Source organism: Streptomyces sp. f51 (genome assembly GCF_037940415.1).
Lineage (GTDB): Bacteria > Actinomycetota > Actinomycetes > Streptomycetales > Streptomycetaceae > Streptomyces.
Genome location: NZ_CP149798.1, coordinates 6,757,961 through 6,777,288, shown reverse-complemented (window position 1 = coordinate 6,777,288; position 19,328 = coordinate 6,757,961). Strand labels below are relative to the sequence as shown.

Below are 19,328 nucleotides of genomic sequence, written 5' to 3'. Positions count from 1 at the left end.
ACCACGCCTCGCCCGGAGGGGATGTCAGCCGGTGATCGCGCCGAGCAGTGCCCGCGCGCACAGGTCCCGCACCTGGTCACGGGTCAGGTCGGCGCCCCGGAGCCACTCCAGGCACACGGCCGTGGTGAAGGCGAGCCAGCCGCGTACGGCGACGCGGAGTTCGGGCCGGTCCTCGGCGGACCGGCCGAGCTCGGGGTCCGCGGCCAGGGCCTGGAGGATCTGCCGCTCCTGCGCGGCCAGCGCCTGCTGATAGACCCGGCGCACGGCCTGGTCGCCGGCCGCGTCGGCGCGGTGGAAGGCGCGGAATCCGTGCGCGTGCTCCTGCACGTACCCGAGGAAGACGTCCAGGCCCGCGCCCAGTTGCTCGCGCACCGGGACACCGGGCACCGCCGCGGTCATCCGCAGCATCCGCCCGCTCTCCCGCTCGACCACGGCGGCGAAGAAGTCCCGCTTCGTCGGGAAGTAGTGGTACAGCAGACCGCGCGAGACCCCCGCGATCTCGGCGACCTGCTCGATCCAGACGTCGTCGTACGGGCTCTCCGAGAACAGGCGGGCGCCGACCGACAGCAACTGCTCCCGGCGCTCCGCGGTACTGAGCCGGCGGCGTGCGCGTTCCCCCTGCCTCCCCGTCATGCCCGCACCTTACTTGACGCGGGTTCAGCGACGGGATCAGACTGGGAACCGCTATTGAACTCGCGTACAACAGGCTCAACCGGCCCGGATCACAAGGGAGATGGCGTCATGGCGGACACGAAGGAGGGGGCGCGGCCCAAGGGGTTCCGCAGCGCGGAACTGGGCTGGCCCGAGCTGCACCGCATCCCGCACCCGCCGCGCCGTGTCCCCCTGGTCGGCGATGTGCTCGGCGCCGACGTCCGTTCCCCGCTCCAGGACTCCATGAAGTTCGGGCGCAGGCTCGGACCGATCTTCCGGCGCCGGGCCTTCCGCAACGAGATCGTCTTCGTCTGGGGCGCCGGACTCGCGGCCGAACTGGCCGACGAGACACGCTTCGCCAAGCACGTGGGCCTTGGGGTCGCCAACCTCCGCCCGGTCGCCGGGGACGGACTGTTCACCGCCTACAACCACGAGCCCAACTGGCAGTTGGCGCACGACGTGCTGGCCCCCGGGTTCAGCCGCGAGGCCATGGAGGGCTACCACCCGATGATGCTGGCCGTGACCGAGCGGCTGACGGACCACTGGGACCGGGAACAGGCGGCGGGCCGCGCGGTGGACGTGCCGGGCGACATGACGAAGCTGACGCTGGAGACCATCGCCAGGACCGGCTTCGGCCATGACTTCGCCTCCTTCGAGCGCTCCCGGCCGCACCCCTTCGTGGACGCGATGGTGGGCACGCTGACCTACGCGCAGCGCCTCAACGTCGTCCCGGTCCCGCTGGCGCCGTTCCTGCTGCGGGGCGCATCCCGGCGCAACGCGGCGGACATGGCTTACCTCAACCGCACGGTCGACGCCGTGGTGGCCTCCCGCCGTGCCGGGGGCGGCGGTGGCGGCGACCTGCTCGACCGGATGCTGGAGACGGCCCACCCCGCCACCGGGGAGCGGCTGACCCCGGAGAACATCCGCCGCCAGGTCATCACCTTCCTGATCGCCGGCCACGAGACCACCTCGGGCGCCCTGTCCTTCGCCCTGCACTACCTCGCCCGGCACCCGCAGGCCGCCGCCCGCGCGCGGGCCGAGGTCGAACGGGTCTGGGGCGGCACGGAGCGGCCGGGCTACGAGCAGGTCGCCCGGCTCCGCTACGTACGGCGGGTCCTGGACGAGTCGCTGCGGCTGTGGCCGACGGCACCGGCGTTCGCGCGCGAGGCCCGGCAGGACACCGTGCTCGGCGGTGTCCATCCGATGCGCCGGGGCGCTTGGGCGCTGGTCCTGACCCCGATGCTGCACCGCGACCCGCAGGTCTGGGGCGCAGACGCGGAGGAGTTCGACCCGGACCGCTTCGACGCGAAGGCGGTACGGGCCAGGCCCGCGCACACCTTCAAGCCGTTCGGCACCGGGGCGCGCGCCTGTATCGGCCGCCAGTTCGCGCTGCACGAGGCGACCCTGGTCCTCGGCCTGCTGCTGCGCCGCTACGACCTGCGGCCCGACCCCGGCTACCGGCTGCGGGTGGCCGAGCGGCTGACGCTGATGCCGGAGGGGCTGCGCCTGCACCTCGATCGGCGCACGCCCGTGGAAGCGGGGCGGGAGGCGGACCTGGCCCGCGCGGCCGAGTGAGACAGGGCCCCCGGGCCGCCGGGCCCGAGTTCTCCAGGGGCCCGCTCAGTTCCGGTCGGTCCAGTGGCCGGGGCGGCCGACCGAGTCCGGGAGCCGGGTGCCGGCGCCGCCGCGGGCCGCGTCGAGCTGTGGCTGCGTGAGGAAGAGGGCCCCGGTGAGATCGGCGTCGGTGAGGTCGGTGTCCCGGAGGTCGGCGCCGAGCAGATCGGCACAGCGCAGGTCGGCCCCGGTGAGGTCGGCCGCGATGAGCAGGGCTCCGCGCAGACTCGCGCCGCGCAGGTCGGCGCCCTTGAGCCGGGCACCCATCAGATCGGCGCCGCGCCGGTCCTTCCTCCTGCCGGCTCCGGTCCCCGCCCGGACGAGTTCACTGACCTTCAGCAGCAGTTCGCCGGTCTTCTGCCGGTGCGCGCCCACGTCCAGCGCGGCCAGCTCCTGCGGGGTCCCCCCGGCGAGACGCTCGGTCGCCGAGAGCAGACGCCGGACGTCCGCGTGCACCGGACGGGCGGCGGGGAGCGTGAGTGCCTCGTTCAAGTACCAGAGCATTTCGTGGAGATGGCGTACGACGGGGAACACGTCGAACATCAGCCGGGCCTGCTCCTCGGACCCCGAGCGCCAGTCCACGCCGTGGAAGGTCACCTGGGAGACGTGCTGCCCCGCGCCGAAGCAGTCGTAGACCGTGCAGCCCGTGAACCCCTTCTGCCGCAGCCGGGTGTGGATGCCGCACCGGGAGTCGCCGCGCAGGTTCGGGCAGGGTTCGCCCGCGGCCTTGTCGATCGCGAAGTCGGCCGAGCGGGAGAAGGGCAGGGCGACGCAGCACAGCCCGAAGCACTGACCGCAGTCGGCGCGCAGTTCGTCACGAGGGCCCGGGGATGTGCTGACTTCTTCTGGCATGTCCTCCAGCCTACCGACCTCGCAGGCCCGCTGAACTGGGCCGACTTGACGGCTTGCCCGCGGCGCGGCGACCGGCGGGCTCGCGCTCCGGATGTTTCACGTCACACCGGGTATCGACTCCGCCATGGACGACACCGCGTTCCCCGGTCTCCCCACTCCTCCCCCGCTGGGCGCGAGCGCCCTGCCTCCCGGGACGTACGACGGCTCGCTCGTGCTCGTCACGGGCGGCGGCACGGGACTCGGGAAGGCGATCGCGGCGGAGTTCGCCCGGCTGGGCGCCGACCTTCTGATCGTCAGCCGCCGCGAACGTCATCTCTCGCGCGCCCGGGCGGAGTTGGCGGGGCTGGGCACCCGGGTCGACTCCGCCGTCTGCGACGTCCGGGATCCGAAGCGGATCTCCGAGGTGTTCGACGGATGCGCGCTGCCCGACGTCCTGGTCAACAACGCGGCCGCCAACTTCCCCGTCCCCACGGAGGACATGTCCCCCAACGCCTGGCAGGCGGTCGTCGACATCACGCTCACGGGCACGTTTCTGATGACCCGTGAGTTCGGCCGCAGGCATCTGGCGGCGGGTACGCCGGGCTCGGTCATCGACGTCGGCGCGTCCTACGCCTGGACCGGCGGTCCCGGTTTCGCGCACAGCGCGGCGGCCAAGGCGGGCGTGGAGAGCCTGGTGCGGACCCTGGCCGTCGAGTGGGGGCCGTACGGCATCCAGGTCAACGCACTGGTGCCGGGGCTGATGCCGCACGAGGACATGACGGACGCCATCCGAGGCAATCTGACCCGGGCCTCCACCGCACCCGGTGCGACGGACAGCGGGCGTACCGGGAACGGCGGGACCGCGCGGGCCGGGGAGGGCTCGGAGGGCGGCGGCGGAGGCGAGGGCGGCTGGGGGCGCGGCGCGCTGGACCGGCGGCAGCCCGCCCTGCGCGTCGGCGCGCCCCGTGAACTCGGCTGGGCCGCCACGTTCCTGGCCTCCCCCTACGCCCGTTTCATCACCGGTCACACCCTGGTGGTGGACGGCGCCAACTGGCAGCGCAGGGATCTGGTCGCGCCGCCGGTCACGCCGGTGCGGGACCAGCTGGGGCGTGGTCCCTTCACCGGCTGACCGTCGCTCCTCAGTCCGTCACTCTCCCGGCCGCTCCCCCGCGAGATCGAGGCGGGCGAGCCGTTCGGGGTCGGCCAGGATGAACAGGGCGACGATCCTGCCGTCGGCGATCGAGACACCCATGACGGACCGCGGCCTGCCGTCCACGATCGCGACGACCCCCAGCTCCCCGTTGACCCGGACGAGCCGCGAACTCGCCGCGAACCGGCGGAAGGCGAGCGCCTGCCGGGCCACCGCCTCGGCGCCGCGCACCAGCTTGGACACGGTCACGCCGCCGACCAGGTCGCCCGCGTCGGCGCGCAGGACGACATCGGGATCGAGGACGGTGACGAGCGCCTCGAAGTCCCCGTCGCGCGAGGCCGCGAGGAAGGCGCCGAGGACCTCACGCTGCCGCACGACGTCCCGCTCGGGCTCGGGCGCGGCTCCCTTGACCCGGCGGCGGGCCCGGCTGGCGAGCTGACGGGTGGCGGCCGCGTTGCGGCCGACGACGGGCGCGATGTCGTCGAAGGGCACCGCGAACATGTCGTGCAGCACGAACGCGAGCCGCTCGGCCGGTTCCAGGGTCTCCAGGACGACGAGGAGGGCGAGCCCGACCGAGTCGGCCAGCAGGACCTCCTGTTCGGGGTCGATGCGGTCCAGGGGGCTGACCACGGGGTCGGGGACGAAGGTGCCCGAGGGTTCCAGCGGGTCCTCCCTGCGCGCGGCGCGGGAGCGCAGCATGTCCAGGCACACCCGGCCGGTCACAGTGGTCAGCCAGCCGCCCAGGTTCTTGATCTCACCGGCGTCGGTGCGGCCGAGCTTGAGCCATGTCTCCTGGACGGCGTCGTCCGCCTCGCTCAGCGATCCGAGCATCCGGTACGCCACCGCTCGCAGCCGGCCCCGGTGCTCCTCGAACTCCTTCGCGAGCAGTTCACTGTCGGACATCGCTCCCCCTGTCTCGTCGTACGCGGCAGTGACCGATCAAAACACGTGGGTCACTTCCCCTCGAAGCGGGGCGCGCGCCGGGCGCCCCTGGCCGCGTATCCCTCCGCCGCGTCGTCGGAGGTGAGGGTGAGCGCGGCGGACAGGGCGCTCCGGTCGAGTGCCGCGGTCACGGGGGTCTCGGCGTAGGCGTCGATGCCGTGCTTGACGCCCTGGACCGCGAGCGGCGCGTTCGCCGCGATCTCGGCGGCGACGGTCCGGGCCGTGGCGTCCAGCTCGCCCTCCTCCGCGAGGAGTTGGACGAGGTGGAGGCGTTCGGCCGTCGGCGCGTCCAGCCTTCTTCCGGTCAGCGCCAGGTACTTCGCCCACCCCGCGCCTGCCTCGCGGGCGATCCGCAGATCTCCGCCCGCGTCCACGGCGAGCCCCAACTGGGCCTCGGGCAGGGCGAACAGGGCGTCGCGTGCGGCGATCCTGATGTCCGCCATCAGGGCGAGCTCGAAGCCGAAGCCGAGGCAGTAGCCCTGGACCGCCGCGACGACGGGCTGCGGCAGCCGTGCGAAGGCGGCGAAGCGCTCATGGGCCCAGCGGATGCCCTCGTAGTAGGCGCGGGCCCGCTCGGAACCCGAGCGGCCGGTGATGGCTCCGCCCGGGGCGCTCACGTCGATCCCCGCGCAGAAGGCGCGGCCCTCGGCCCGCAGCAGCACCGCGCGGACCGCGGGGTCGAAGCGGATCCGGTCGGCGAACAGGCCGAGTTGGCGGGTGGACTCCCAGCTCCAGGCGTTGAGCTTCGCCGGCCGGCACAGGGTGAGGACGGCGACGCCGTCCTCCACGTCGAGGCGGAGCCGCTCCTCGCCCTTGGGAATGTCCGTGCGGGTGGTGTCGATCATCCGTGCCCCCTCAGGATCCTGACAGGCCGTCAGAATCCTAGAGGAGAACGGATGATGGCGAAGAGAGGCGGGAAGCGCCGGCGGCTCAGACGTCGTCGCGCGTGAGCGCCAGCAGCCGGTCCAGCACGCGCGGGCCGCCGGCCCGTACCCCGTCGTGCTCGAACTCGTCGGTCACCCAGGTGCGCAGGCCCCGGATGGCGCGGGCGGTGCGCAGCGCGTGGTCCGCGTCGACGTACATGTCGTCGTGGTAGACGGCCGCCGCGACGGGCACCTCGTTCGCGGCGAGGCGGGCCGGGTCGTACAGCGGCGCCCAGTCGGTGCGGGCGGCCAGTTCCTCGGCGGTGTCGCGCAGCGGGCGCAGGGCCGGGTCGGTCTCGAACATCCAGGGGTGCACGGACTCGCCGGTGAAGAGCAGGGGCCCGTCGTCCGCGAGGGTCTTGGCCGCGTCGAACTGGGGGAACTCGGCGCGTACGCGTTCGGCGGACCAGTCGGTGGGGCGGCCGCCCTGGGCGTAGATGGCCTCGTGGACCAGCGCGTACAGGGGGTGGCCCGCGTACGACAGCAGCGCCTGGACCTCCTCCTGGAACGCGTCGGAGAGGGCGGGGCCCTGCGGGGTGCGGACGAAGGCGTCCTCCAGCAGGAAGTGCAGACGGTGGCTGCCGTCGCTGCCGCCGAGCAGGATGCCGAGCGACTGGAAGGCCTCGGCGGTCAGGCGGTAGCCGCCGCTGAGCACGGGCTCGTGCTGGAGCAGGTACTCCGCGATCCGGCGGGCGCGCTCGACGTCCTGCGGGTAGCGGGCGTAGTGCGCGGCGACCTTGCGCTCGATGCGCGGGTAGGCGGCGCGGTAGACGTCGTCCGCGTGTCCGTCGAGGGAGGGCAGACCGCCGGTGACGACGGCGGCGCTCAGTCCCTCGGGGGCGCTGGAGAGGTAGCGCACGGTGCAGAAGCCGCCGAAGCTCTGGCCGAGCACCGTCCAGGGCGCGCCGCCGGTCAGCCCGGGCCTGATGGCCTCGCAGTCCCGGACGATGGAGTCGGCGCGGAAGTGCGCGAGGTACTCGGCCTGCTCGCGGGGGCCGCCGCGCAGCGGCAGCGTCTGCCGGTTGGCGGGGGTGGAATGGCCGGTGCCGCGCTGGTCGAGCAGCAGCACACGGAAGTCCTCCAGGGCTCGGTCGAGCCAGGCCTGACGGCCGACGAAACGATTCGCCCCGAAGCCGGGGCCGCCCTGGAGATAGACCATCCAGGGCAGGTTCCGGTGCGCCTTGTCGCTCGCGACGACCTCGCGGGCGAACAGTTCGATGCTCTCGCCCGCGGGCCGGTCGTGGTCCAGAGGCACGGTGAAGCGGTGGTCGGTGAGGACGACACCGGGCTGGCGGTAGCTGACGGTCAACAGGTCTCCCGAGACGTACGGATTCCAGGCTGTCCCAGTTGAGCACATGTCGGCCGGGCTCCGCGGCCCGGGGACCGGGAAAATGAACTGAACAGTGACTCAGCAGTCCGGTGACGGGGAACTGAACCGCTGGTCAGCGCGCCGCCAGGCTCGAGTGGCGCACCACCAGCTCCGGCTGGAGCACGACCCGCCGGTGCTCGTGCGGCACGGGCGCGGTCTCCGCGTCGATCTCCTCAAGCAGCAGCTCGGCCGCGAGGGCGCCCATGGTCACCGCCGGCTGGCGCACGGAGGTGAGCGGGACGACCGCCGCCGCGGCGAACTCGATGTCGTCGTAGCCGACGATCGCGAGGTCGTCGGGCACGCCGACCCCGGCCGCGTACATGGCCTGGAGGACGCCGAGGGCGAGCAGGTCGTTGGCGCAGAAGACGGCGGTGGGCCGTTCGGCGAGGCCCAGGAGCCGGGCTCCGGCGTCGCGTCCGGCGGCCACGTCCAGCCGCTCGGTGGGCAGCTCGCGCAGCCGCTCCGGGCCCAGGCCCGCCTCGCGCAGGGCGTTCAGCGCGCCCGTACGGCGGTCCCTCACCTGGCTGAGCCCGGGCGGTCCGCTGACGTACGCGATGGAACGGTGTCCGGCGTCCACGAGGTGCCGCACGGCGAGCGCGCCGCCTGCCACGTCGTCGACCGAGACCGAGCACTCGGTGGTGCCCTCGGCGACCCGGTCGACCAGGACGAAGGGGATGCCGTTGCGGCGGAACGCCTCGATGTTGCGCCCGCTCGCGTCCGACGGGGTCAGCAGCACCCCGCGCACCCGCTGCTCGGCGAAGAGCGACAGATAGTCGGCCTCCTCGCTCGGGGACTGCGCGCTGTTGCAGACCATCACCCCGAGTCCGGTCTCCCGCGCGGCGCGCTCGGCGCCGCGCGCGACGTCCACGAAGAACGGGTTGCCCATGTCGAGCACGAGAAGACCCATGATCCGGCTGCGCCCGGCCCGCAGCTGGCGGGCCGACTCGCTGCGCACGTAGCCGAGCCGGTCGATGGCGGACTGGACGCGCGCCCTGGTCTCGGAGGCCACCGAGTCCGGGCGGTTGATCACGTTCGAGACCGTGCCGACGGAGACTCCGGCGGCACGGGCGACGTCCTTGATACCCACCGACTGGGCCATCAGGCGGGAACCTCCAGGAGAACGAGAAGCGGCAGGCCGGCCCTCAGATTACCCGCGAGGGCGCCGGAACCGGTGGTCGTGCGGGCAGCCGGAGAACGATGACGTCCGGGGCCGGAGGAGTGGTCCCGGCGGACGTCTCCCCACGGCACCGGGCAGGGTCCGTCGTCATTGCGGCGCGGTCTCATGTACGGCTCCTCGAATCGTTCCGGGCGGGTGGAGCGGTCAGGCGAGGTGGAACACCTCGGTGAGGGGTGTCATCGCCTCGTCGGGCCTGGCGCCGTCCAGTGCGGTGAAGTACGGCGCCATCTCCTCCTGCCAGCGGGCGTTGACGTCGGTGGCCTCCATGGCGGCCCGAGCGGCCGTGAAGTCCTCGGTCTCCAGATAGCCGACCAGCAGTCCGTCCTCGCGCAGAAAGAGCGAGTAGTTGTGCCAGCCGGTGGCCGAGAGCGCGTCCAGCATCTCGGGCCACACGGCGGCGTGCCGCTCGCGGTACGCGTCGAGGCGGTCCGCACGGACCTTCAGCAGAAAGCACACCCGTTGCATCGATGACCCTCCGGGGCCTGGGAGCCGGGCCGGCGCGGTGGCGGGAGCACCGGCCCGGCACACCGTCAGAAGTCGAACTGGTCGATGTTCTTCGCGTTGAACACGGTCGGCTTGCCGAGGCTGATCACGCCGTCCTTGCCGATCGTGAACGAGCCCATGCCGCCGGCCTTGAAGGTCTCGCCCTCCTTGCCGGTGATCTGCCCCGAGGCGAGCGCGACGGCCGTGCGGGCGGCCAGCTCGCCCAGCTTGGCCGGGTCCCACAGCTCGAAGGCCTCGACCGTGCCGTTCTTGACGTACTTGCGCATGTCGTTGGGGGTGCCGAGGCCGGTCAGCTTGACCTTGCCCTTGTACTTGGAGCCGGACAGGTACTGGGCGGCCGCCTTGATGCCGACGGTGGTCGGGGAGATGATCCCCTTCAGGTTCGGGTGCTCCTGGAGCAGGCCCTGCGTCTGCTGGAAGGACTGCTGGGCCTCGTCGTTGCCGTAGGCGACCTTGACCAGCTTCACGTCCTTGTACTTGGGATCCTTCAGCTCGTCCTTCATGTAGTCGATCCAGGTGTTCTGGTTCGTCGCGGTCTGCGCGGCGGACAGGATCGCGATCTCGCCCTTGTAGCCGATCTGCTGGGCGAGCAGCTGCACCTCGGTGCGGCCCAGGTCCTCCGCGCTCGCCTGCGAGACGAAGGCGTCGCGGCAGTCGGTCTTGGTGTCGGAGTCGTAGGTGACGACCTTGATCTTGTTGGTCATGGCCTGCTTGAGCGCGGTGCACAGGGCACCCGGGTCCTGGGCGGAGACCGCGATCGCGTCGACCTGCTGCTGGGTGAGCGTGTTGACGTAACTCACCTGGCCGCTCGTGTCGGTGGCGCTGTTGGTGCCCACCTCCTTGTACTTCGAGCCCAGTTCCGTCAGCGCCTTCTCGCCGCCCTTGTCCGAGGAGGTGAAGTACGGGTTGTTGACCGCCTTGGGCAGGAAACCGACCGTGAGGCCCTTCTTCGTGGCCGCGTTCGGGTCCGCCGTGGCACCGGCGGCGGCTGCGCCGGAGCCGCCCGAGTCCTTGACGTCGTTCTTGGTGGTGCCGCCGCAGGCCGTGACGGCCAGGGCGAGGGAGGTGACGGCGGCGAGCGCCGCGCAGGTACGGCGGATCGATGTTGTGCGCATGGCTGAGGGTTCCTTTGCGACGGTGAGCGGACCGGGGTGACGAGTACGGGGCCGAGCCGGCCGGGACGACGGGTACGGGGCCGGGCCGGGCGGGGTTACGGAATCGGGGCCGGGGTCGGGGCGGCGGCTCTGCGGCCCGCCCGCGCCACGGAGATCTGGCGCCCGACCCGGGGGCCGAGCACGGAGACGACGAGCAGGACGCCGGTGACGACGATCTGCGACTGCGCGGAGACGTTGAGCAGGCTCATCACGTTCTGGAGCGAGCCGAGCAGGAAGACTCCCCCGATCGCGCCGCCGAGCGTGCCCCTGCCGCCGTCGAAGTCGATCCCGCCGAGCAGGACGGCGGCCACGACGGACAGTTCGAGCCCGGTGGCGTTGTCGTAGCGGGCGCTGGCGTAGTGCAGCGCCCAGAACACGCCGGTCAGGGAGGCCATGAGGCCGGTCGCGACGAACAGGATCAGCTTCTGCCGCTTGACCCGGACACCGGCGAAGCGGGCGGCCTCCTCGTTGGCGCCGATCGCGAACGCCGACCTCCCGAAGGGGGTGGCGTGCAGGACGACCACGGCGACGGCGAGCAGCACCAGGAAGACCGGGAGGGCCTGGGGCACGAACGTGTCCCCGATGCGTCCGGCCGCGAAGTCCTGGTACTGGGTGGGGAAGTCGGTGACGGCGTCGGAGCCGAGCACGATCTGCGCGATGCCCCGGTAGGCGGCGAGCGTGCCGATGGTGACGGCGAGGGAGGGCAGGCCGAGCCGGGTCACCAGCAGGCCGTTGACGAGCCCGCACACCACGCCGAGCACGAGACAGAGCGGGATGATCGTCTCGATCGCCATGCCCTGGTTCCACAGGGCGCCCATCACCGACCCGGAGAGCCCGGCCGTGGAGGCCACGGACAGGTCGATCTCGCCGGCGACCACGAGCAGGGTCATGGGCAGGGCGATCAGCGCGATCGGCAGGGTGTTGCCGATCAGGAACGACAGGTTGAGGGCGTTGCCGAAGCCGTCCACGAAGGAGAAGGAGAAAAGCAGCAGGACGATGAGGAGGGCGCCGACGACCGTGTCCCAGCGGACGGCGCGCGCGAGAGCGGAGTCAGCCATGGCGGGCGTTCCTCTTCTTCAGTGCGGAGGCCACGCGCAGCGCGACGATCCGGTCGACCGCGATGGCGAGGATGAGCAGGACGCCGTTGATGGCGAGCACCCAGACGGAGCTGACACCGAGGGCGGGCAGGACGCTGTTGACGGAGGTGAGCAGCAGGGCGCCGAGGGCGGCTCCGTAGACGCTGCCCGAGCCGCCGGTGAAGACGACGCCGCCGACCACGACCGCGCTGACGACGGTGAGTTCGTAGCCGGTGCCGGTGCCGGAGTCGACGTTGCCGAACCGGGCGAGGTAGAGGGCGCCCGCGAGTCCCGCGAGGCCGCCGCAGACGACGTACGCGGTGAGGATGCGCTTGCGGACCGGGATGCCGGCGAGCCGCGCGGCCTCCGGGTTGGAGCCGAGCGCGTACAGCTCGCGGCCGCTGCCGAAGTGCTTGAGGTAGTACGCGGCGACCACCAGGACGGCCAGGGCGATCAGCGCGAGATACGGGACGGCCGAGATGCCGCCGGAGCCGAAGTCGACGAAGCCGCCGGGGAGATCGGCCGCCGTGATCTGCCGGGAGCCGACCCAGATGGAGTCGACGCCGCGGATGATGTAGAGCGTGCCGAGGGTGACGACGAGGGCGGGCACCTGGCCGAGGCTGACGAGCATGCCGTTGACCAGTCCGCACCCGATGCCGAGCAGCACCGCGAGGAGGACCGCGACGACGGGGTTGCCGCCGCCCTGGAGGTACGTACCGGCCGCGAAGGCGCTGATGCCGAGGGTCGAGCCGACCGACAGGTCGACGTTGCGGGTGATGACGACGAGGGACTGGCCGGTGGCGACCAGCACGAGGATGGTCGCGTTCAGCAGCAGGTCCTTGACGCCCTGTTCGGACAGGAACTCGCTGTTGCCCAGCTGGGTGACGGCGATCATCACCAGGAAGACGGCCAGGATGGCGAGTTCGCGCATCTTGAAGACGCGGTCCACGAGCCGGGCGCCGCTGGACCTGGGCACCTCGGTGGCGGGGGCGGGGGTGGGCGCGGTGACCGTCATGCGGCGGCCCTCCGGGAGGTCGGGGTCATTCGGGCGGCCCTCTCGACGGCTGTCATGCGGCGGCCCTCCGGGGGATGAGCGAGGTCACGCGGGGAGCCCTCTCGGCAACTGCCGTACGGGCGGCCCTCTCTGCGGATGTCATGCGGCGGCCCTCCCGGTGGCGGCGGCCATCACGGACTCCTCGGTGGCTTCGGAGCGCGGTATCTCGGCGGTGAGCCGGCCCTCGTGCATCACGAGCACGCGGTCGGCCATGCCGAGGATCTCGGGGAGATCCGAGGAGATCATCAGGACGGCCACGCCATCGGCGGCCAACTCGCTGAGCAGCCGGTGCACTTCGGCCTTCGTACCGACGTCGATGCCCCGGGTGGGCTCGTCGACGATCAGCACCTTGGGGCCGGTGGCCAGCCATTTGGCGAGGACGACCTTCTGCTGGTTGCCGCCGGAGAGCGTGGCGACGGTGTCGGCGATCCGGGCGTACTTCACCTGGAGCCTGACCGCCCAGTCGAGGGAGCGGCTGCGTTCGGCCCCTCGGTCCATCAGGCCCGCCCTGACCGTCGAACGCAGCCCGGTCAGACCGATGTTGCGCTCGATGGACATGCCCATCACCAGGCCCTGGGCGCGCCGGTCCTCGGGGACGAGGGCGAGCCCGGCGGCCATGGCCGTGGACGGGGCCCCGTTCGTCAGCGGGCGGCCGTCGATCTCGACCTCGCCGGCATCCCAGCGGTCCACGCCGAACACCGACCGCGCGACCTCGGTGCGGCCGGCGCCGACGAGCCCGGCGAGTCCGACGATCTCGCCGCGCCGGACGTCGAAGGAGACGTCGGTGAAGACGCCCTCCCGGGTCAGCCGGCGCACGCTGAGGGCGACTTCGCCCGCCTCGACGTGCTGCTTGGGATAGAGCTCGTCGAGATCGCGGCCGACCATCCGGCGTACCAGGTCGTCCTCCGTCATGCCCTCCAGCGGCTCGCTGGAGATGAGGGCCCCGTCGCGCAGGGTCGTGACGCGCCCGCAGATCCGGAAGATCTCCTCCAGCCGGTGCGAGATGAACAGCACCGCGGAGCCCTGCTCGCGCAGGGCCCGGACCACGCCGAACAGCCGGGCCACCTCGCTTCCGGTGAGGGCGGCGGTCGGCTCGTCCATGATCAGGACGCGGGCGTCGAAGGAGAGGGCCTTGGCGATCTCCACGATCTGCTGGTCGGCGATGGACAGTCCGCGCGCCGGGCGCTCGGGGTCGAGTTCTACGCCGAGGCGCTTCATGAGGGCCGCGGTCGCGGCGTGGGTGGCCTTGTGGTCGATGCGGCGAAGGGCGCGCCGGGGCTGACGGCCCATGAAGATGTTCTCGGCGATGGACAGGTCGGGGAAGAGGGTCGGCTCCTGGTAGATCACCGCGATGCCCGCGTCGCGGGCGTCGGCGGGGCCGTGGAAGACGGTGGGTTCGCCGTCCAGCAGCACCTGGCCGGCGTCCGGTCGGTGCACGCCGGCGAGCGTCTTGATGAGGGTCGACTTGCCCGCGCCGTTCTCTCCGGCGAGCGCGTGCACCTCGCCGGGGAACAGTTCCAGGGACACGTCCCGCAGGGCGCGCACGGCGCCGAAGGACTTCGAGATGTCCTTCAGCGCCAGCACCGGGGCCGGTCCCGTGTCGGACGGGTGGGTCATGAGGGGCTCCTCGACAACGCCGGCGGGACGGCCCCACAGCGTCGTGAAAGGTTTCAATTGGATTGCCGGGACGTTAGGCATGCCACCCAGGTCGCGTCAATGGGTTCGCGTCGAAATTCTTGGACGTCCGTGCGTCACAAGAGGGTCACGGTGATCGACCCGCGCCGGAGGGGTTGACAGCCCTTCGGGGGGCTCATAACTTCGCTGCTGAATCGTTTCAGAGCGATCCGTGTCAGGAAGCTGTCGCATCCGAAGTCGTAGGAGTCCCGAAGTGACCGACCTCGCCGCGGTGAAGGCCGCGCTCAAGACCCAGGCCGTCGAGACGCCGTCGTGGGCGTACGGGAACTCGGGCACCCGGTTCAAGGTGTTCGCGCAACCGGGAGTGCCGAGGACGCCTCAGGAGAAGCTGGACGACGCGGCCAAGGTGCACGAGTTCACCGGCGCGGCCCCGACCGTCGCCCTGCACATCCCCTGGGACAGGACCGACGACTACGCGGCGCTCGCCAAGCACGCCGAGGAGCGCGGGCTGAGGCTGGGCGCGATCAACTCCAACACCTTCCAGGACGACGACTACCGGCTCGGCTCCGTCTGCCACCCGGACGCGGCCGTGCGCCGCAAGGCCGTCGGCCACCTCCTCGAATGCGTCGACATCATGGACGCGACGGGTTCGAGGGACCTGAAGCTGTGGTTCGCCGACGGGACGAACTATCCCGGCCAGGACGACCTGCGCGCCCGTCAGGACCGGCTCGCGGAGGCGCTGGCGCAGGTCTACGCGCGCCTCGGCGACGGCCAGCGGATGCTGCTCGAGTACAAGTTCTTCGAGCCCGCCTTCTACGCCACGGACGTCCCCGACTGGGGCACGGCGTACGCGCACTGCCTCAAGCTCGGCCCCAAGGCGCAGGTCGTGGTCGACACCGGCCACCACGCTCCCGGCACCAACATCGAGTTCATCGTCGCCACGCTGCTGCGCGAGAACAAGCTCGGCGCGTTCGACTTCAACTCGCGGTTCTACGCCGACGACGACCTGATGGTGGGCGCCGCCGACCCCTTCCAGCTGTTCCGGATCATGTACGAGGTGATCCGCGGCGGCGGCTTCACCCCGGACGTCGCCTTCATGCTCGACCAGTGCCACAACATCGAGGCGAAGATCCCGGCGATCATCCGGTCGGTGATGAACGTGCAGGAGGCCACCGCCAAGGCGCTCCTCGTCGACGGCGCCGCGCTCGCCGAGGCACAGCGGAGCGGGGACGTACTGGCCGCGAACGCCGTGCTGATGGACGCGTACAACACGGACGTGCGGCCGCTGCTCGCGGAGGTCCGCACCGAGCTGGGGCTCGACCCCGATCCCGTGGCCGCGTATCGCCGGTCCGGCTGGGCTGAGCGGATTGCCGCGGAGCGGGTGGGGGGTGAGCAGGCGGGGTGGGGGGCCTAGGCCCCTTGTCCGGCCGGGTTTCCCGGGCCGGCCGACCCGGCGGCGCGTCTGCCCCGATCGGTGGTTCGCCGGGCGCGCGGCTCGTCGGGGCTGGTCGCGCAGTTCCTCGCGCCCCTGACGGGCGCTGTCCGTGACCTCCCTCTTAGGCCAGGCCGCCTCGCGTCTGCCCGATCGGTGCTTCGCCGGGGGCCCGGCTCGTCGGGGCTGGTCGCGCAGTTCCCCGCGCCCCTGACGGGCGCTTCTCCTCCCCCTCTCTCAAAGGACCCGGAACATGGCACCCCATCCCGAAGCCGAGGCTCTGTTGGCGCGGTCGCGGCGGCTCGGCGGCGATCCTCGCAACACCAACTACGCGGGCGGCAACACGTCCGCGAAGGGCACCGGCACCGACCCCGTGACCGGCGGCGACGTGGAGCTGATGTGGGTGAAGGGGTCGGGTGGAGACCTCGGCACCCTCACCGAGGCCGGACTCGCGGTGCTGCGACTCGACCGGTTGCGCGCGATGACCGAGGTGTACCCGGGCGTCGAGCGCGAGGACGAGATGGTCGCCGCGTTCGACTACTGCCTGCACGGCAAGGGCGGCGCCGCGCCGTCGATCGACACGGCGATGCACGGTCTGGTCGACGCCCCGCACGTCGACCATCTGCACCCGGACTCGGGGATCGCGCTCGCCTGCGCGGCCGACGGGGAGAAGCTGACCGCCGAGTGCTTCGGCGACCGGGTCGTGTGGGTTCCCTGGCGCCGGCCCGGGTTCCAGCTGGGACTGGACATCGCGGCGGTCAAGGAGGCCAACCCGCAGGCCGTCGGCTGCGTCCTGGGCGGCCACGGCATCACCGCGTGGGGCGCCACCGCCGAGGAGTGCGAGCGCAACTCGCTGTACGTCATCCGCACCGCCGAGGCCTTCCTCGCCGAGCGCGGGAAGGCGGAACCGTTCGGGCCGGTCGTCGAGGGGTACGAGGCCCTCGCCCCGCGGGAACGCCGTGAGCGGGCCGCCGCGCTGGCCCCTCACATCCGGGCCGTCGCCTCCCAGGACCGCCCGCAGGTCGGCCACTTCACCGACTCCGACGAGGTGCTCGACTTCCTCTCCCGCGCCGAGCACGGGCGCCTCGCGGCCCTCGGCACCTCGTGCCCCGACCACTTCCTGCGCACCAAGGTCAGGCCGCTCGTCCTCGACCTTCCGCCGGCCGCCCCCCTCGACGAGGCGGTAGCCCGGCTCGCCGAGCTGCACGCCGGGTACCGCGCCGAGTACGCGGCCTACTACGAGCGGCACGCGCTGCCCGACTCCCCCGCGATGCGCGGCGCCGACCCGGCGATCGTGCTGGTCCCCGGGGTCGGCATGTTCTCCTTCGGCAAGGACAAGCAGACGGCCCGGGTGGCGGGCGAGTTCTACGTCAACGCGATCAACGTGATGCGGGGCGCCGAGGCCGTGTCGGCGTACGCGCCCATCGAGGAGTCGGAGAAGTTCCGTATCGAGTACTGGGCCCTGGAGGAGGCCAAGCTCCGGCGGATGCCCGCGCCCAAGCCGCTCGCCACCCGGGTCGCCCTGGTCACCGGCGGGGGCAGCGGCATCGGCCGGGCCGTCGCGGAACGGCTGGTGGCCGAGGGCGCGTGCGTCGTGATCGCCGACCTGAACATCGAGGGCGCCGAACGGGTCGCCGCCGAGCTCGGCGGTCCCGACCAGGCCGTCGCCGTGGGTATGGACGTCACCTCCGAGGAACAGATCGCCGAGGCCTTCACGTCCGCGGCACTGGCCTTCGGCGGTGTCGACCTGGTGGTCAACAACGCGGGCATCTCCATCTCCAAACCGCTCCTGGAGACCACCGCGAAGGACTGGGACCTCCAGCACGACATCATGGCGCGCGGTTCCTTCCTCGTCTCGCGCGAGGCGGCCCGGGTCATGATCGCGCAGGGGCTGGGCGGCGACATCGTCTACATCGCGTCCAAGAACGCGGTCTTCGCGGGTCCGAACAACATCGCCTACTCCGCGACCAAGGCCGACCAGGCGCACCAAGTACGCCTTCTGGCAGCCGAGTTGGGCGCCCACGGCATCCGGGTCAACGGCGTCAACCCGGACGGTGTCGTGCGCGGCTCGGGCATCTTCGCGGGCGGCTGGGGCGCGCAGCGGGCGGCGACGTACGGCATCGAGGAGGAGAAGCTCGGCGAGTTCTACGCCCAGCGGACCATCCTCAAGCGCGAGGTGCTGCCCGAGCATGTCGCGAGCGCCGTATTCGCCCTGACCGGCGGGGACTTGACGCACACGACGGGTCTGCACATCCCGGTGGACGCCGGCGTGGCCGCCGCGTTCCTGCGATGACGGCCCGCAAGACGTACGCCGCCGTCGACCTCGGCGCGTCCAGCGGGCGCGTCATGGTCGGCCGCGTCGGGCCGGACACCCTCGGCCTGACCGAGGCGCACCGCTTCCCGAACCGGCCGGTCCGCGTCCCCGAGGGACTGCGCTGGGACGTCCTCGGGCTGTACGCGGGGGTCCTCGACGGACTGCGCGCGGCGGGGCCGGTCGACTCCGTCGGCGTCGACAGCTGGGCGGTGGACTACGGACTGCTGGACGCCGACGGAACGCTGCTCGGCAACCCGGTGCACTACCGCGACGCCCGCACCGAGGGCGTCGCGGAGAAGGTGTGGGCGAGTGTGCCCGCGGCCGAGCTGTACGCGGCCACAGGACTCCAGTACGCGCCCTTCAACACCCTGTACCAGCTCGTCGCCGCCCGCGCATCGACCCAACTCGCTTCCGCAAAGCACTTGTTGCTCATCCCGGACCTGCTGGCGTACTGGCTCACGGGCGAGTTGGGCACCGAGCTGACCAACGCCTCCACCACGCAGCTGATCGATCCGAGGACCCGCGACTGGTCGTACGGCCTCGCGGAGCGGCTCGGGATCGACCTGGGCCTGTTCCCGCCGCTGCGCCGTCCCGGCGACCGGGCCGGAACCCTGCTGCCGCGGGTGCTGGAGGAGACCGGGTTGTCCGGCCCGGTGCGGGTGACGGCGGTCGGTTCGCACGACACGGCGTCCGCGGTGGCCGCCGTTCCCGCGACCGGGGAGCGGTTCGCCTACATCTGCACCGGCACCTGGTCCCTGGCGGGCCTGGAGCTGGAGGCTCCCGTCCTCGGCGAGGCGAGCCGGGCCGCCAACTTCACCAACGAACTGGGCCTGGACGGCACGGTCCGCTATCTCCGCAACATCATGGGCCTGTGGCTGCTCCAGGAGTGCGTACGGGAGTGGGGCGACCCCGATCTGGGTCAACTCCTCGCGGCCGCCGCCGAGGTGGCGCCGCTGCGGTCCGTCGTGGACGCGGGGGACGCGGTGTTCCTGGCGCCGGGCCGGATGCCGGCGCGGATCGCGGACGCCTGCCGCGCCACGGGGCAGCCGGTGCCGGAGTCCCGTGCGGAGATCACCCGCTGCATCCTGGACTCCCTCGCGCTCGCGCACCACCGGGCCGTCGAGCAGGCACAGGCGCTGGCCGGCCATCCGGTCGACGTCGTGCACCTCGTCGGCGGCGGCACCCGCAACGAACTGCTGTGCCGGCTGACCGCCGACGCCTGCGGACTGCCGGTCGTAGCGGGTCCGGCGGAGGCGGCCGCGCTCGGCAACGTCCTCGTCCAGGCCCGGGCGGACGGACTGGTCGGCGACCGTGCCGACATGCGCCTGCTGGTCGCGCGCACCCAGCCGCTCCGCCGCTACGAGCCGCGCGGCGACACGGCGGCGTGGCGCGCGGCGGAGGCACGGCTCGGCAGACCGTGAGGCTGCGGCGGGGCCCGACCCCCGCACCCCGGCACCGTGAAGCACGCGGCCGGGCGTGCTTCCCCGACCGCGGCGGGCCGC

At 72.3% G+C, this 19,328-nt stretch carries 16 protein-coding genes; 5 read left to right on the top strand and 11 right to left on the bottom strand.

Annotation, left to right across the window (positions count from 1 at the left end; all coding sequences use genetic code 11):
- Positions 1-24: 24 nt before the first annotated feature.
- A complete protein-coding gene (locus WJM95_RS29325; RefSeq protein WP_339133139.1) occupies positions 25-633 on the bottom strand; it encodes a TetR/AcrR family transcriptional regulator in 609 nt (202 codons plus the stop codon).
- Between the two features lie 108 nt (positions 634-741).
- Between WJM95_RS29325 and WJM95_RS29320 the strand changes: the two genes are divergently transcribed.
- Positions 742-2,226, top strand: coding sequence for a cytochrome P450 (locus WJM95_RS29320; RefSeq protein ID WP_339133137.1), 1,485 nt, complete (start codon positions 742-744; stop codon positions 2,224-2,226).
- A 45-nt stretch (positions 2,227-2,271) separates the two neighbouring features.
- Here WJM95_RS29320 and WJM95_RS29315 read toward each other — a convergent pair whose 3' ends face one another.
- On the bottom strand, positions 2,272-3,117 hold the full coding sequence (locus WJM95_RS29315) for a pentapeptide repeat-containing protein (protein ID WP_339133135.1): 846 nt from the start codon (positions 3,115-3,117) through the stop codon (positions 2,272-2,274).
- A gap of 124 nt (positions 3,118-3,241) precedes the next feature.
- Here WJM95_RS29315 and WJM95_RS29310 point away from each other — a divergent pair, with 124 nt between their 5' ends.
- A complete protein-coding gene (locus WJM95_RS29310) occupies positions 3,242-4,225 on the top strand; it encodes an SDR family oxidoreductase (RefSeq protein ID WP_339133133.1) in 984 nt (327 codons plus the stop codon).
- An 18-nt stretch (positions 4,226-4,243) separates the two neighbouring features.
- On the opposite strand, the gene sigJ is transcribed toward WJM95_RS29310, so the two are convergent.
- The 9 genes from sigJ to WJM95_RS29265 form a co-directional block, all read right to left on the bottom strand.
- Entirely contained in the window at positions 4,244-5,149 is a 906-nt protein-coding gene (gene sigJ / locus WJM95_RS29305) for an RNA polymerase sigma factor SigJ (RefSeq protein ID WP_339133131.1), read from the bottom strand.
- Between the two features lie 50 nt (positions 5,150-5,199).
- Positions 5,200-6,033, bottom strand: coding sequence for an enoyl-CoA hydratase/isomerase family protein (locus tag WJM95_RS29300; protein WP_339133129.1), 834 nt, complete (start codon positions 6,031-6,033; stop codon positions 5,200-5,202).
- An 85-nt stretch (positions 6,034-6,118) separates the two neighbouring features.
- Complete coding sequence (locus tag WJM95_RS29295; protein ID WP_339133127.1) at positions 6,119-7,420, bottom strand: alpha/beta fold hydrolase; 1,302 nt, start codon at positions 7,418-7,420, stop codon at positions 6,119-6,121.
- A 133-nt stretch (positions 7,421-7,553) separates the two neighbouring features.
- Positions 7,554-8,579, bottom strand: a complete 1,026-nt coding sequence (locus WJM95_RS29290) for a LacI family DNA-binding transcriptional regulator (RefSeq protein ID WP_339133125.1) — start codon at positions 8,577-8,579, stop codon at positions 7,554-7,556.
- A 222-nt stretch (positions 8,580-8,801) separates the two neighbouring features.
- A complete protein-coding gene (locus tag WJM95_RS29285) occupies positions 8,802-9,122 on the bottom strand; it encodes an L-rhamnose mutarotase (RefSeq protein WP_339133123.1) in 321 nt (106 codons plus the stop codon).
- A gap of 65 nt (positions 9,123-9,187) precedes the next feature.
- The gene (gene rhaS, locus WJM95_RS29280; protein WP_339133121.1) at positions 9,188-10,276 is read right to left on the bottom strand and encodes a rhamnose ABC transporter substrate-binding protein; all 1,089 of its coding nucleotides are present in this window, start codon (positions 10,274-10,276) and stop codon (positions 9,188-9,190) included.
- Between the two features lie 95 nt (positions 10,277-10,371).
- Entirely contained in the window at positions 10,372-11,373 is a 1,002-nt protein-coding gene (locus tag WJM95_RS29275; RefSeq protein ID WP_339133119.1) for an ABC transporter permease, read from the bottom strand.
- On the bottom strand, positions 11,366-12,406 hold the full coding sequence (locus WJM95_RS29270; RefSeq protein WP_339133117.1) for an ABC transporter permease: 1,041 nt from the start codon (positions 12,404-12,406) through the stop codon (positions 11,366-11,368). Before WJM95_RS29270 ends, WJM95_RS29275 begins: the two co-directional genes overlap by 8 nt.
- Before the next feature lie 138 nt (positions 12,407-12,544).
- Positions 12,545-14,062, bottom strand: coding sequence for a sugar ABC transporter ATP-binding protein (locus WJM95_RS29265; protein ID WP_339133115.1), 1,518 nt, complete (start codon positions 14,060-14,062; stop codon positions 12,545-12,547).
- A 271-nt stretch (positions 14,063-14,333) separates the two neighbouring features.
- Here WJM95_RS29265 and rhaI point away from each other — a divergent pair, with 271 nt between their 5' ends.
- The 3 genes from rhaI (at position 14,334) to WJM95_RS29250 (ending at position 19,247) form a co-directional block, all read left to right on the top strand.
- Complete coding sequence (gene rhaI / locus WJM95_RS29260) at positions 14,334-15,494, top strand: L-rhamnose isomerase (protein WP_339133114.1); 1,161 nt, start codon at positions 14,334-14,336, stop codon at positions 15,492-15,494.
- A gap of 271 nt (positions 15,495-15,765) precedes the next feature.
- On the top strand, positions 15,766-17,805 hold the full coding sequence (locus WJM95_RS29255) for a bifunctional aldolase/short-chain dehydrogenase (RefSeq protein WP_339133113.1): 2,040 nt from the start codon (positions 15,766-15,768) through the stop codon (positions 17,803-17,805).
- Positions 17,802-19,247, top strand: coding sequence for a rhamnulokinase family protein (locus WJM95_RS29250; RefSeq protein WP_339133111.1), 1,446 nt, complete (start codon positions 17,802-17,804; stop codon positions 19,245-19,247). Before WJM95_RS29255 ends, WJM95_RS29250 begins: the two co-directional genes overlap by 4 nt.
- The last annotated feature ends 81 nt before the right edge of the window (positions 19,248-19,328 follow it).